Genomic DNA, 14,833 nt, shown 5'->3' with positions numbered 1-14,833 from the left:
TAAGAGAGAATAGAATATGGGGGGGGGATTTTGGCATATGCGGACGGCGAAGGAGGGGCATAGGGAAAGGGATTCATCCGACGTTCCGCTGGTGGGCAGCTAACCTGCTGGCATTCACTAAATTCGTCGGATGAGGCCTCCTCATTAAGTGACTGCCGCAGGTGGATCTGCCCGCCGCTCCACTAAACCTACTGAATCCCTTTCCCTATGCCCCTCCTTCACCTGGGATATAATGCGGAATATACAGGGCGGATGTTCTTGAACTGTGCGGTTTAGTGACGATAGGGGAATCGTTGTCTGATAACATGGTTGTACAGGATATTTGTCTGGTAAGTCTGGTTTCGTGCTTTGTGGGTTTTATGAGTTTATTTTTGAGCGGTATTTTTAAGGTTGGAGATTTTAAATGTATTGTTGAAATAATAATAGTAATATAAGTGTTGATATTTATAGTAATATTAATTGATTTTATTTTTTAGTGTTTGTGTTTGTTATTGATATAATTATTTATTATTTAGTTTTGAGATGATTTTGGTTAGAGTTTTAATTTGCCGAAAGCATAAAGTATTTTGGGTAAAGAAGCCGCTTACGGTTTTCCCGGCAGCGGCTTGTGAGAGTGGAGTTATAGATTTTGTTCTGAGAGAATTTTTTCAAATTTCTTTTCGGATAGTATTTCGTTTGTCAGAAAGGTTCCGTTGTAAAAGAGACTGTATGTGGTAAATGGGGATGGGGCATTTTGCGCCTGGTCTTTTGATTCAAAGCGTATTGCTTGGAAGGGTACGCCTTTGTCTTTGGCCAGATTTTCTATGAGAGGAACGTATTTCGCCGTAAACGGACATTGGTGGCTGTAATAGAGAAGAAAGCCCTTCTGCTCTGATTGTGGTGTTTTTACCTGCTCTCTGAACTGCGGTTTCCCGGAAGTTTTATCGAAAGGCAGGTATAGTAGTTCGTAGTACGGCATTGCTGTATCCGCCAATTGGAAGCCTTTATATCTGAGGAAGTCCGGGTCAGAGAGATAGGGCCTTTTTTTGGGTGATGAAAGAACTGCCAGACCTTTTTTGCCCTTGGCCCTGCTGTCTTTGATGCACTCGTCCAGAAGCAGGGTGGAATATCCCTGCCCTTTGAATTTTCCGGAAACCCACAGGCAGTCAATGTACATATAGCCTTCCGCTAATATGGGAGCCCATGCCTCCTCCGCGGGAATATATTCAATAAAACATTTTCCCCGGACATCACATTTTTTGAACATCAGTCCTGCATCTAACTGCCGGGCGATCCACGCTTTCTTGGCTGCCACCTGACAGTCCTTATTATTGGAAATTGCACAGCAGATATGCTCTTTTTCAAGATTTTCCTTTGTCAAAGTAATTACGTCCATTTCATTTCTCTCCTCTTCTTAAATATGATCTATATTGCCCGTTCATTTTTTGGACCGGATCAGGACCGTCATAGACTGCCATAGTTTATTAAGCTAATAAACGGCTGTCTGTCATCTGAACCTTCTTTATTAACAATTATTCCCCGGTTAAATAAAGTAACCTCTTTTTTTCATTTGATTATAAACAGTATACTATAAAAAACATGACATAGTATGTCATATTTATTCTCTCATTATGTTAAAGACATTGTCAGCCTTCCCCGGCTGTAGTATACTCAGACTTATACTACACTGCAGGAGGATGCCATATGAAAAGAATGCTTTTAGTCTCCATGTTTCAAAATGTTGGGGATATATTAAAAACAATTGAACCAAATCTGAAAAATAAGACCGTAACCTTTATCCCCACCGCAAGTCTTGCAGAAAAATTAGGTTTCTTTGTAAAAATAGGCAAATGGCGTCTGAAAAGGATGGGACTTAAAGTAGAAGAATTAGAAATCTCCAGTTCATCTTATGAAACAATAAAAAGTAAACTGGAGAAAAACGATATCATATATATATCAGGCGGCAATACCTTTTTCCTTCTTCAGGAATTAAAAAGAACCGGCGCAGACAAACTGCTCATCAAGGAAATAAACAATGGAAAGCTATACATCGGCGAATCCGCCGGCGCGATCGCAGTGGCTCCTGATATCCGCTACAGCGCTGAAATGGACAAACCGGAAAAAGCCCCTGATTTAAAAGACTACACCGGCCTTGATTTAATTGAATTCTATGTAGTTCCCCACTACAAAAACTGGGAATTAGGAAAAGCTGCAGAAAAAATAATCCAAAAATACGCAACCACATTAGATTTGAAAATAATCACCGACAATCAGGCAATCCTCATAGAAAATGATACCTGGAAACTACTAAACAGATAGACAAAAAACAAGTCCCCACCCCGCACGGATTTCCTTCCCGCATTCCACCACCAGGCGAAAGAGACGGTACGGCAGGAGCGGGAGGGGGAGATACAGGCTGGCGAGTGTTTAGCTGAGGGGAGCGCAGCCAGGAGCCAGGCTGTATCTCCCCCTTCCGCTCCTGCCGCGCCGTTTCTTTCGCAGTCCGCCAAATGCCATATCCCCTCATTTTCACCTAAACTCCGGAATCACAACCCCCTCCCCATTCCTCATGGCCGACTCATGCCCGCAAATCCCCGCAGCCGTCCAATCAGCAGCCGTATACACATCGATCATCGGCTCCCTCTCCTCCACAATACTCCTGACAAATTCATTCACCAAATGCGGATGAGATCCATGATGACCGCCCCCCTGCTTCATATACATATCAGGATTATCCGGGTCCAGAATGGCAAATTCCGTAGTATACTTTCTGATCTCCTCAGGCAGAATCTCCGCCCTATTCGGACAATGCACCTCCTGCCTGCTAATTACTCTTCCCCTGCTGCCAATATTCGTCTCTGCCATTCCTTCCTCAAAAGCATATACATAAGGATCTTCTTCCTCAAAATTCCACTCAAAAGACATCTTATCCCCAAAGACACTGAATCCCTCCACATACTCATGGGCCGTCTCAAACAAAGAACGTGTGACATCTGCGGAAGTCTTCCCATCCTCCAACTGAAAGACCGCTGTCTCCACCGGATAAGGATTTCCATATTTCTGAACCAGCTCATCCCGCATGGTTCCGCTTCCGAAACAGTGTACCTTCGCTGCTCTCTGTCCGCTTAAAAACAACAGCGGCGACACCGCATGCGTTGCATAATGCAGCGGCGGAAGGCCTTTCCAGTAATCAGGCCACCCTTCCATATCCTGAAAATGCGTTCCTCTCAGATATTGAATCCGGCCCAGCTTCCCCTGATCGATCAAAGATTTAACATACAGGCTCTGATATGTATAAACACTTGTCTCCATCATCATATAGTTTTTTCCGCTCTTTTTCTTTGCCTCTATGATATTCCTGATCTCATCCAGCGTTGTCGCCATGGGTACAGTCACAGCGCAGTGTTTTCCCGCATTTAATGCCTGCACGGCCAAATCCGCATGTGTATGAATATTGGTTAAAATATGCACAGCATCCACATCACTGTCCAGCAGTTCCTGATAATCGCTGCAGCACTTGCTAAACCCAAACTTTCTCGAAAAATCCCTGAGCAGTTCCTCATTTTTATCACAGATGACCACCTCCTCCACATCCGGATGATCTCTGTAAATAGTCGGAAAAGCGCCTCCGAAAACAAGCCCTACAATCCCCACCTTTATCTTTTTACCATTCATTCTGATTCTCCTTTATTCCTGTATTTTCCGGTATTCCTTTGGAGAATATCCGGTTGCCTTCTTAAATCCCATACTAAAATAATATTGACTGGAATAACCCAGTTCGCTGCTGATCTCTCCTATTTTTTTATCTGTCTCTACCAATAATTTTTTTGCCTGGAGGATTCTGAGACTGCTGATATAATTCACCAGGGTACTGCCTGTCTGTTCTTTAAAAATACGGCAGATATAATTAGGACTCATACTGAAAACCTTTGCGATCTGTCCCAGACTCAAATCCTCTTCTCTGTAATTTTCCTCGACATACCTCTTGATCTTAGAAACTGTCTGCGTCGTATCCTTAGCAGTATAATTCCTGATCTCACGGCATGAAGCTATAAGAATTTTCTCTAAATATTCAAGAATATCTGAGGCATAGACCATGGCGTTTAGTTTCTGCAGACTTATTAAATCCTTCACCTTTTCCTCCGGAAGAAGACCGCAGACCTGCGTACTTAAAAATGTAGTGACAAAGAAAAGCAAATACGACCTTTTGATCCGATGCTTTTCCATATAATTCCGTATCTCAGTACACACTTTATCAATTTCTCCGAAATCACCGCTTGTCAGACCGTCCGTCAGCTTTTTTTCAAAATAATCAAAGCGCGTATAATCCGATAATTCTTTATCTGCATAATCATGAATATGAAAAACCTGGTTTTTCCCCAGAACAAAACGATATTCCAGTGCCTGCGCAGCAGCATCCGCGGCATACTGCAGCTTTCTGATATCGTCCACCCAGTATCCGATTCCGACGTTGATATCCACACCTGTACCTTTTTCTGCCAAATCTCGGATATACTTTTTCAGCAGATGTACCAATGTGTTCATAAGAAAGTTTTCTTTTTCTCCAAATACAATGCAGAAAACATCCGTCTCCATTAAAAACGGTCCCCAAAATTCCTGGGTCTGATAATACTGAGACAGGTTTCGGCAGATTTCAGCACAGATTGCTTCCCCTGTGATATCACTTTTTCCTGTTTCCACTGCCGCCATAATACAGTTAAACTGCATTTTCCGCAGATCGGATTCCAGAATCTCTTCCAGTTCTACCCGGTCCAGTTTACTGCTCTCTTTACTGTCCTTCAAAAGCTTTTGAAAAAAGGCTTCCCGATAAATGCCGTGATTGTTCTCATAAACATGCTGTACCTGCTCCTCGTGATGCTTTTCTTTGCCGGCCTGCAAAATACGCTGGCTCAGGAATTCATAATCCACAGGCTTTTCCAAAAAATCATATACCCCAAGCTGAATACCTTTCTTTGCATACTCGAATTTACTGTATGCACTGATAATGATTATTTTTATATTTCGGCCCAATCCGTTAATATACTCGCAGAAACTAAGGCCGTCCATCCCGGGCATAACAATATCCGATATTATCACATCAGGCTTTGATTCATCCAGGCTTCTCATGGCTTCCTGGCAGTTGGAATAGAACCCCACCGGGTTCAGTCCATATTCTTCCCATCTCACCTGCGTTTTCAGAGCATTCAATGTTAAGATACGATCTTCAATCACCATTACATTTATCATGACTTTCCATCCTTTACTGCTTTATACTTCCCATCATGAGGCCGCCCATAATATTTTTTTCAAAGCAGACAATAAACAAAATTGCCGGAAGCAGCATCATACATCCCGCAGCGCTGATCGCTCCCCATGGCATCTGGTACTGATTCATCTTTGGAATTGATGACATTAACATGCTCATCACCTTCACATTTTTAGTAGTAAACATCAGCGGTGTAAAAAATTCATTCAGACATGTGATAAAATTAATAATACACAGGGTTGCCATGATCGGTTTCAGCAGGGGAAGTATGATCCGCACAAATGCTCCTGCCATAGTCGCCCCGTCAATTCTGGCTGCCTCCTCCAAAGAAGACGGGATCTGACTGATGAAACCGGAATACATGATGGTTGAAAACGGGATCAAAATGGAAAAATACAAAACCACCAGTCCTGCAAATGTATCACTCAGCCCCAGATGACGCCATAATGTCATAAGAGGGATAACCGTTACCGTGCCTGGTATCATGGTAGAAAACATGATAAAGGCAAATGCCGCATTTAACCCTTTCGTCTGACATCTTGAAAATCCATAACCGGCTAACGCACATAGAAAAACGGATAGAACCAGGGAGACCGCTGTAATGATAAGCGTCCCTTTCAGATATTCCGTAAGTCCTGCCGCCTGGAACAACTGCCTGTAATTATCAAGCGTCAGATGAATCGGCTTGTACTCTATAGGCGATTTAAACAAATCCACCTGCTGTGTAAAAGAGGATTTTATGATCCAGTAAACAGGCCACATAATAATAAATCCCACAATGATAGTCAAAACCCATAGGAACATTTTCTTCTTCCCGGACATTTTCATACTCATCCCCCCTTAATAGTCCACTTTTCTGTAAATCGACAATCCCACGACTCCATAAACCGCTGTCGCTAAAAACATGACCACAGTGATCGCTGACGCCATTCCGTAATTCATATTTTTTGTTGCTTCCATATAGAGCCTGTAAGCCAAAAGGGATGTGGATGTTCCCGGCCCTCCCTTTGTCATTGCATATACAATCTCAAAGCTGTTGATCTGAGAAACACCGATGAAAATAATCATTATAATAAAAGTTCTCATAACATAGGGCAGCGATACATGAAACAATATCTTCCAGTCATTAGCCCCGTCAATCTTAGCTGACTCAAACAGTTCTCCCGGTATTCCCTGAAATGCTGCCAGCATGATAATTCCAAAGAAGGATACATTCTTCCATATATTCACCATAATAACGGATATCTGCGCTCCCGATCTATCTGAGAGCCAATTAAAGTGATACCCTGCAAACCCTATTCTTCTTATCAAATCATTTATAATCCCATAAGTATCATCAAAAGCCCAAAGAGCAGCTATAGATACAACGATCATAGACAGCCCCCATGGAATCAAAGCGATAGTCCTTATCAGCTTTCTTCCGCCGAAATTCTGTTTCAGCAAAAGGGCAAGTCCGATTCCCAGTACAATGATCGCCAGTAAGGAAACCACAGTAAAAACCAGTGTAAAAGACAAAGACTCTAAAAACTGTTTATTTGTGGTAAGTTTCTTAAAATTCAGCAGACCTGCAAACTTTTTTGTTCTCCGAATCAGATCATAGTCCAGCAGACTATAGTAAAACATCGTCACGACCGGATATATGGTTGTCCATGCCCGAATCAACAGAACCGGAAGAATGCAGATCCATGCAAATAAAATTTTCCGCTTTGTGAGCGTCAGTTTTTTCAACATTACATTCCCCTCTTCCAAATATTTTCAAAACGGAGGCTGCAGATACTACAGCCTCCATCCGCCTTAGTTTTTGCCTAATAGCTCATCAATCTGCTGCTGTCCTTTTTCCAGGCATTCCTCATAACTGATCTCATCCATAAGATATTCCTGAAGGGTTCCTGTTACCGTATCCATATATTCACTGTGTCTCTCACTTAACGTTCTGGCCTCAAATGCGTTGTCCTCCACATATGACTTATGTTCTTCCACAGTCAGAAGATCTTTTGTCAGTTCCGGATCATCCCATACACTCAGATTCGCTGTCGGTGAAAATCTACCGCATGCTTTCACATACGCTGCCTGCGCCTCAGGTGTTACCATAAATTTAATATATTCCTTTGCAGCTTCCTTTTTAGAGGAATTTTTGTTCACCACCCACATCCAGGAACTCATGGGTGCCTTATTGGTCACAAAGGTGGGCATAGGTGCACAAATAATCTCATCACCATATTTTCCTGCTTCTGAAAAAGAGGAGGAGGCAGATGACCACTGAAAATACATAGCCGCACTGCCATCCGTGAACTTCTGGTTGCCTGTCTCAAAATCCACGCTAAGATTATCAATGCTCGTCACCCCATAGGTGTGGACCAGATCATACATGAATTTAATGGCTTCCTTTGTCCCGTCCAGCGTCCAGTCATAGAAATTACCGCCAAACATGAGACACCAGCGGTTCAGATTATCCTGTAGATGCGAAGCCTTGTCCCAGGCCTCCAGCAGTCCGTACTTTCCGTCTTTTGTAAGAGCTTTTGCAGCTTCAATAAACTCTTCCTGATTCGTAGGTATGGCAATCCCGGCTTCATCAAACATTTTCTTATTGACAAAGAAAAGAATTCCCCCAAAATCAGCCGGTACTCCGTATACATGACCGTCCTTCTTTAAAAATTTATCTGCATATCCATCCATAAATTCATTTAAATCTTCTTCTGTTATCACATCATCTATAGGCTCCAAAAAGTCAGCGCTCATAAATGATAACTGCATAATCTCATCAATAAAGTACACATCCACAGAGTCATCTCCCGATGCCAGCATGGTAGTTGCTTTATTTACCGTATCCGCATACAGCAGAGGTTCTGCCTCAAAGTTGACTTTAAAATCCAGATTTTCCTCCACCAGTTTTTTAAATGCCTGTCCATACTCATCCTCATTGATGGCTGCAGTATAAACTGTTATCTCCGTCTCCTGGGTTGTTTCCTCCTGTTTTGCTTCCTTTTTGCCTGCACCGGCATCCTCTTCTGCGGAAGTACATCCTGACAAAAGCATAGTTCCCGTCATAAGCACAGCAGTCCCTGCTGCCATCTTTCTTCTCCAATTTCTTTTCTTCATACCATACTCCTTTTTCAGCTCTTAGAATCTCCTGCGCAAAAGAATCTGTAATTAGTACCGCTTGTTCAGCTAATATTAAGATATCACATCCATTTAGGAAAATCATACAATTTATTATCTATTTTTTAAGATATCATATCCATTTTAACATAAATCATTTTTATTCCTTTTAAATTTTGCTATAATATTGCCAATAGAAAAACAACCGGAGGCTATTATGAATAAATTCAAAAAATCCTTTCATAAACATTTTTCCACCTTTCGATCCAAGCTGACTGCTGCCTTTATTTTAACATCCATGATCCCCCTGCTCCTCTCCATCACTATAGCCATGTTTATCATCAACAGCTATCTGAAAAAAGAAACCATAAACCAGCTTATCTCAGACGCCAGCCTGGAAGCGCAGCAGATAGAAGCACGTCTTGGTCAGATCATTGACATGCAGAATGCGCTCTCTTCCCTGTTCTCCTCCTCACTGACTCCCGATAACGCCTCAAAAGATATCTCCTCTCTGGCACTGTCGCGTTTTGAATCTCTGCGCGCCAATGTCACCAGCCTGGAGTATGTCTATAATGTAAAGAAAATCAGAATATACTCTGACTATTTTCCATTCACCGACGGGGACAGTTTTCATTTTTTCCCTCTCGCAGACCTGGATACCACTGCCCTTAATCAAATCGCATCTGAGTCCTCTGGTGTCAACCGCCTGAAAACAGTGTCCCCGGCCGACGTTTCCTCCGCCGGCACAGCCAGCTTTTACAAAGCGATCAAAAATATAAACGGAACCATCATTGCTGTTTACTATATCGATATAGACTTGCCCAACACCATGAAAAGCATCCTGTCTCCCAACGCGGATACAACAGCCCTCACTCTTTTGGACTCTGCATCCACTCCTTTATACAGCAGCACTGAAAACCTGACCCTTTCCAATCCGCCAGACATCTGCGAACAAAACAAAGTATTCTCCTCCGAAGACGCCCGTTTCCAAATCTTAAAGAAAAGCAGATTTACTGACTGGTATTATCTTTTTGAATCATCAAAGGGCAGCACCAAAATAGTAAACCAGGCCCTTCTGGCTGGCTATCTGCTGGTCTTTTCACTGACTGTACTTTTATGCATCATTGCCGTCATCATATTCCCCATCACCCTGTCCAAACGCATAAAATACTTTTCCAGTACCATCAATAACATCCCTGATAAAGACCTTGCATCCGCCAGCGCCGCTGAAGCCATCCTGGATACCCTTGTAAATAACAACACCCCCGGTGATGAAATAGACTCCATAATCATAACATTCAGCAACTTATTCAAGAAAAACACACAGCTCAACACTGCCATAAGACAGCATGAGCTGGAAATTGAAAAATCAAAATTCACCATACTTCAGGAGCAGATCAATCCGCATTTTCTATATAACTCCCTGGATACCATACGCATATGCATGCTCATGGACAAAAAAGAGACTGCCTGCCGTCTGATCCAGTCCCTGTCCCAATTTTACCGTATCTCTCTGAGCAAAGGAAAAGACATCATTACCATCGAACAGGAACTCCGTATGATAGAAGCCTATCTCCAAATCGAACAGGCCGGCTATGACGGAAAGATCACATGGAAAATAAGCTGCAGCGGCCAGGCATCCTCCTTCGGAATCCCTAAATTCACACTGCAGCCCATAGTAGAAAACTCCATCATACACGGAGATTTCGCCTCATCACCTACACCCCTGTCAATCACAATAACCGTGGAATACAAAGAATCGATCAAGATAATCCTAAAAGACAACGGCCCCGGAATTCCTCCGGACCGCCTGAAAGAACTGAACCGCCTGCTGGCCTCCCAAACCCTGGTCCCCACCACGGGCTACGGCCTCCAAAACTGCAGCCAACGCATCCGCCTCCACTACGGCCCCGCCTATGGCCTCCAAATTACCAGCACCCCAAAAGGCACCCAAACCACCCTGACTCTCCCCCCAATACTCCCCTAACCCTGCAGTTCCCCACTGCGTTACCCTGTGTTCTCCCCACTTGCCCCAGCTGATTAATGAGGAAGCCCTTGCTGACGAATTTAGCAGCCGGGAGCAAGTTAGCTGAGGGGAGCGCAGCCAGGAGCCAGGCTGTATCTCCCCCTCCCGCTCCTGCCGCGCCGTCTCTTTCGCCGTCCGCCTATGCCACACCTCTTATCCTTCTACAGCTAAACTCTCTCAATAACCTCCGTCACCAACCCCGCAAACTCCCGCGAAACCCTGTCCGCCGTCTCCTGCACCTCCTTATGATCCAGCTTCTCACCCATCCCCGCAGCCTGATTCGTAATACAGGAAATCCCGCAGACTTCCATTCCCATATGCCGTGCAGCCATAGCCTCGCAGGCTGTACTCATCCCAGCCGCATCAGCGCCCCACACTCTGCACATCCGAATCTCCGCGGGTGTCTCATAATTCGGTCCGCTAAACTGCATATATACGCCTTCTTTCAGTGTAATACCCAGCTTTTCCGCCGCATCCTTCACCACATTACGCATCCTTACACTGTAAACCTCACTCATATCCGGGAACCTGGGCCCCAGCTTATCCATATTCGGCCCAATCAAAGGACTCGGCACAGCGGTGGTGATATGATCCCGGATCAGCATAAAGTCTCCCGGATCAAAATCAAAGTTTACTCCTCCTGCCGCATTGGTCAGAATCAGCTTTTTCGCTCCCAAAAGTCCCATAAGCCTCACCGGCAGCACAACATCTGTCATGGGATATCCTTCATAATAATGGACACGCCCCTGCATGATCACCACAGGCACCTTCCCCACATAGCCAAATACAAACCGCCCCTTATGCCCTTCCACAGTGGAGGTCGGAAATCCCTCAATATCCTTATAATCTACAGTATCCTCAATCCGGATCCCGTCCGCATAATCCCCCAGTCCGGACCCCAGTACCAGAGCCACCTCCGGTTTAAAATCCGTTCTCTTTTTCACACTTTCCAAACACCTGAATAATTTTTCTTCTGCCTGATTCATACTTACATTCCTCTCTTTCCCAATCTGCCGCAAATGCTCTCACAGACTGCCCTTTCCCGGACACACATCTGCATACCTAACATTATAAAGCATTTCCCATTACAGAAAAAGGACTAAACCCTTTTTTCATTCAAAAAAAGAGGGCATGTCTCCATGTCCTCAAAAACTCCTAATCTGATCATCCTCATCTTCTGTTGTTTTTACAATGGCTTTTATCACAACCGGATAACTCACCGTATCATTTACTTTCACCATAACCCGGTCACCCTCCCGGTGTCCGCGGATGGCCTTTCCAAGGGGAGATTCGATACTGATCTTATTGTCAAGAGAGTTGCCTCGGATGGACGTTACCAGCTTGTAAGTCTCGGTCTCATCATCCTCTTCATAGTAAATTTCTACCACATTGTTGATTCCCACTTCATCACTCTTTGAATTATCTTTTACAATGGCGGCAGTCTTCAGCATTCTCTCCAGATACCGGATACGGCTCTCGTTCTTGTTCTTATCCTTCTTAGCCGCATAATACTCAAAGTTTTCGCTCAGATCCCCCTGTGCCCTGGCCTCCTTGACAGCCTCTATGGCTTCTTTTCTGACCACCAGCTTCCGGTATTCGATTTCCTCCTGGATTTTCTTTACGTCATTCTCTGTCAGCTGTTCCCGCATTTCTCTCTGCCTCTTTTCCTGATATTTCCGGTTACGATATCTTGGTTCCCGCCTCGGCCAGAAAACCACGTTTAAAAAGCTCTTCCGCTATCTCATCCAGGGTCTGCTCGCTGTCTGCAAGAACCGTATGGTAGTGATAACCCGAAGTGATATTCTTCAGAGGACTTGATTGTCCTCCCTGTATGCCTCTCACAAACTCAGCAGCCTTCTTTCTGGAATCAACAGACAGATCTGCCCTGAGCTGTCCATAAACCTCATGACGTATGAACACGTCCTCCACTTTGCCTCCGCAGTCAACGATCAGATTCAGCTCCTCCAGAATCTCACTGTCCTTATGGCACACGTAGAACACACGGCTCGCAAACACCGGGGCATGAAACACATACCCCCGGTGCGTGGAAAGAATATCCTGTTTCTGCGCCCGCAAAAGTGCAATATCCTGCACAATCACCTGGCGGCTGACCTGGAACCGCTGTGCCAGCTTCGTACCGGAAACAGGTTCCGGGCTGCGCCTGATATATTCTAAAATTTCCTGTCTGCGTTTTTCGCCGTTCATCCTCACTTATTCCTTTCTCGCTGTCCTTTTGCGGTGCTTCCTTTCATACTCCCAAAGCCGGCCCGCTGCACCTGCCGCTAACAGGACACGGGATGCAGATTTTTCAGGGAAATATCAAGAATCGGTGAGGAATGCGTCAGCGCCCCGCTGGAAATATAATCCACGCCGATAGATACAAGCCTTTCCACATTCTCCCTGGTCACATTGCCGGAACACTCCGTCTCAGCCCTTCCGTCAATGATTCGGATGGCCTCCTTCATCATCTCCGGTGTCATATTGTCCAGCATGATGATATCAGCCCCTGCTTCCACGGCCTCCTTCACCATATCAAGATTTTCTGCTTCTATTTCAATCTTACGCACAAAAGGTGCATATTCTTTTGCCATTTCCACAGCCTTTGTCACACTTCCTGCTGCCCCTATATGATTGTCTTTTAATAAAATACCATCCGACAGATTATATCTGTGATTATATCCGCCGCCCACTTTTACTGCGTATTTCTCAAAAACACGCATATTCGGCGTTGTCTTTCTGGTATCCAGAAGTTTTGTCTTGCTGCCTGCAAGCAGATCCGCGATCTGCCTTGTATAGCTGGCGATCCCGCTCATTCTCTGCAGATAGTTCAAAGCAACACGCTCACCGGAGAGAAGTACCCGGATATCTCCGTGAAGCGTTGCCATAAGCTGACCGTTTTTCACCCGGTCACCGTCATTTACATAAAACTCCACCTCTGTCTTTTCATCCAGAAGCTCAAAGACTCTTTTAAAAACATCAAGTCCGGCTATCACACCATCCTGCTTACAGATCAGCTGCACCTCGCCGGGGCATGCCCCGCGCATTACCGCATTGGTGGTAATATCCTCACTGGTTATATCTTCCTGCAGAGCCTGCATGATCAAATGGTCTGCATTTAATTTCATTGTAATCTGATTCATACCGCTTTTTTCACCCTTTCGATTTCTTTCAAAACGCTCTCTCCGTACATCCTCTGAAGCTCTTCCTGCCTCGGAAAGCCTTCTCTCTCCGCTTTCGTCAGAAGCATGGCTGCCTTTTCCCGGCATATTTCTCCATTCTCCTGCTGCTCACGCTCTGAGATCCGCAAAGCCGCACGCTTTGCAAACACCAGACTCTCCAGCAGGGAATTACTTGCCAGGCGGTTTGCGCCGTGAACGCCGTTGCAGCTTGTCTCTCCTGCCGCGTAAAGATTTTCCATTGTAGTCCTGCTGTCCAGATCCACTTTTACACCGCCCATAAAATAATGCTGGGCAGGCACAACAGGAATACATTCCTTTCTCACATCATACCCTTCCTCCAGACATCGCTCAAAAATATTGGGGAAATGAGACATGATCTCTTCCTCCCCAAGGGGGCGCATATCCAGCCACACATAGGGTTTGTGGTCTATCTCCATCTGCCTGTGGATGGCGTCTGCAAGAATATCCCGGGGAAGCACCTCATTGGCAAAACGCTCCATATTGGCATTGTATAATTTCGCACCCTCCCCGCGCACGGACTCCGATATAAGGAATCTGCGGCCCGGTTTCTTGGAATATAAGGTTGTAGGGTGAATCTGTACGTAATCCGGATGCTCCAGCTCAACGCCGTGCTTCAGCGCAATAGCAAGGGCATCTCCTGTCAGATGAGGAAAATTGGTGGAATGCTCATAAAGCCCGCCGATTCCGCCGCAGGCCCAGATTGTATCCCGGGCTGTGATTCCAAATGTACTGCCGTCCTCCCGGCGTGCCACAATACCGTAACACCGGTTATTCTCCTCCAGTATATCAATCATGGTTGTCCTTGTCAAAATTTTTACATTGGGAAGTTTCTGGACTGTTTCCAGCAGCCTGCTTGTGATCTCTTTTCCTGTGATATCTTTGTGAAACAGGATTCTCGGCCTGGAATGGGCACCTTCCCTGGTATAAGCCAGTTCCCCATCTCTGCGGTTAAAATCCACACCACAGGCGATCAGCTCCTCTATCACTTCTCTGGAGGAACGGATCATCATATCCACGGATTCTTTCCTGTTCTCATAGTGTCCGGCTTTCAGGGTGTCCTCCATGAATGCATCATAATCCTCTTCATCCCGCAGCACACAGATGCCTCCCTGAGCCAGAAAAGAATCACTGTTCTCCAGGTCATCCTTTGTCAGCATCAGAACCTGTTTCTCTCTAGGCAGGTGAAGAGCTGCAAAAAGCCCCGCAACACCTGTTCCCACGATCACGATATCTGTTTTTTCTCTTTTCATTTTCTCCTAAACC

The 14,833-nt window shown here is 45.0% G+C and carries 13 protein-coding genes; 2 read left to right on the top strand and 11 right to left on the bottom strand.

Annotated elements, in window-relative coordinates:
* Positions 1–619: 619 nt before the first annotated feature.
* The gene (locus WMO65_RS17770; protein WP_148393528.1) at positions 620–1,375 is read right to left on the bottom strand and encodes an N-acetyltransferase; all 756 of its coding nucleotides are present in this window, start codon (positions 1,373–1,375) and stop codon (positions 620–622) included.
* Positions 1,376–1,683: 308 nt separating this feature from the next.
* Here WMO65_RS17770 and WMO65_RS17765 point away from each other — a divergent pair, with 308 nt between their 5' ends.
* Positions 1,684–2,298, top strand: coding sequence for a Type 1 glutamine amidotransferase-like domain-containing protein (locus WMO65_RS17765; RefSeq protein WP_033140831.1), 615 nt, complete (start codon positions 1,684–1,686; stop codon positions 2,296–2,298).
* 210 nt (positions 2,299–2,508) lie between these two features.
* Here WMO65_RS17765 and WMO65_RS17760 read toward each other — a convergent pair whose 3' ends face one another.
* The 5 genes from WMO65_RS17760 to WMO65_RS17740 all read right to left on the bottom strand — a co-directional run bounded on the left by WMO65_RS17760 (position 2,509) and on the right by WMO65_RS17740 (position 8,344).
* On the bottom strand, positions 2,509–3,654 hold the full coding sequence (locus tag WMO65_RS17760; protein WP_148393527.1) for a Gfo/Idh/MocA family protein: 1,146 nt from the start codon (positions 3,652–3,654) through the stop codon (positions 2,509–2,511).
* A 12-nt stretch (positions 3,655–3,666) separates the two neighbouring features.
* Complete coding sequence (locus tag WMO65_RS17755; protein WP_033140829.1) at positions 3,667–5,226, bottom strand: response regulator transcription factor; 1,560 nt, start codon at positions 5,224–5,226, stop codon at positions 3,667–3,669.
* A gap of 13 nt (positions 5,227–5,239) precedes the next feature.
* Complete coding sequence (locus WMO65_RS17750) at positions 5,240–6,073, bottom strand: carbohydrate ABC transporter permease (protein ID WP_052099365.1); 834 nt, start codon at positions 6,071–6,073, stop codon at positions 5,240–5,242.
* Positions 6,074–6,085: 12 nt separating this feature from the next.
* Positions 6,086–6,976, bottom strand: a complete 891-nt coding sequence (locus WMO65_RS17745; protein ID WP_052099360.1) for a carbohydrate ABC transporter permease — start codon at positions 6,974–6,976, stop codon at positions 6,086–6,088.
* Between the two features lie 63 nt (positions 6,977–7,039).
* Positions 7,040–8,344, bottom strand: coding sequence for an ABC transporter substrate-binding protein (locus WMO65_RS17740; RefSeq protein ID WP_148393526.1), 1,305 nt, complete (start codon positions 8,342–8,344; stop codon positions 7,040–7,042).
* A 217-nt stretch (positions 8,345–8,561) separates the two neighbouring features.
* Here WMO65_RS17740 and WMO65_RS17735 point away from each other — a divergent pair, with 217 nt between their 5' ends.
* Positions 8,562–10,331: a sensor histidine kinase gene (locus tag WMO65_RS17735; RefSeq protein WP_148393525.1), complete on the top strand. Its 1,770-nt coding sequence runs from the start codon at positions 8,562–8,564 to the stop codon at positions 10,329–10,331.
* Positions 10,332–10,537: 206 nt separating this feature from the next.
* On the opposite strand, the gene WMO65_RS17730 is transcribed toward WMO65_RS17735, so the two are convergent.
* The 5 genes from WMO65_RS17730 to WMO65_RS17710 all read right to left on the bottom strand — a co-directional run bounded on the left by WMO65_RS17730 (position 10,538) and on the right by WMO65_RS17710 (position 14,820).
* Positions 10,538–11,356 carry a purine-nucleoside phosphorylase gene (locus WMO65_RS17730; protein ID WP_148393524.1) on the bottom strand — a complete coding sequence of 273 codons (819 nt, stop codon included), beginning with the start codon at positions 11,354–11,356 and terminating at the stop codon, positions 10,538–10,540.
* Positions 11,357–11,515: 159 nt separating this feature from the next.
* Positions 11,516–12,019 carry a transcription elongation factor GreA gene (greA, locus tag WMO65_RS17725; RefSeq protein ID WP_033140824.1) on the bottom strand — a complete coding sequence of 168 codons (504 nt, stop codon included), beginning with the start codon at positions 12,017–12,019 and terminating at the stop codon, positions 11,516–11,518.
* A gap of 31 nt (positions 12,020–12,050) precedes the next feature.
* Positions 12,051–12,575 carry a transcription repressor NadR gene (locus WMO65_RS17720; RefSeq protein WP_033140823.1) on the bottom strand — a complete coding sequence of 175 codons (525 nt, stop codon included), beginning with the start codon at positions 12,573–12,575 and terminating at the stop codon, positions 12,051–12,053.
* A gap of 77 nt (positions 12,576–12,652) precedes the next feature.
* Positions 12,653–13,510 carry a carboxylating nicotinate-nucleotide diphosphorylase gene (gene nadC, locus WMO65_RS17715; RefSeq protein ID WP_033140822.1) on the bottom strand — a complete coding sequence of 286 codons (858 nt, stop codon included), beginning with the start codon at positions 13,508–13,510 and terminating at the stop codon, positions 12,653–12,655.
* On the bottom strand, positions 13,507–14,820 hold the full coding sequence (locus tag WMO65_RS17710; RefSeq protein ID WP_033140821.1) for an L-aspartate oxidase: 1,314 nt from the start codon (positions 14,818–14,820) through the stop codon (positions 13,507–13,509). The genes nadC and WMO65_RS17710 overlap by 4 nt, the downstream gene beginning before the upstream one ends.
* Positions 14,821–14,833 lie beyond the last annotated feature (13 nt).

It is taken from the genome of Blautia caccae, from assembly GCF_040095955.1.
Lineage (GTDB): Bacteria > Bacillota > Clostridia > Lachnospirales > Lachnospiraceae > Blautia > Blautia celeris.
The sequence above is the reverse complement of the archived record's forward strand: the minus strand, read 5'-3'. Positions and strand labels throughout refer to the sequence as shown.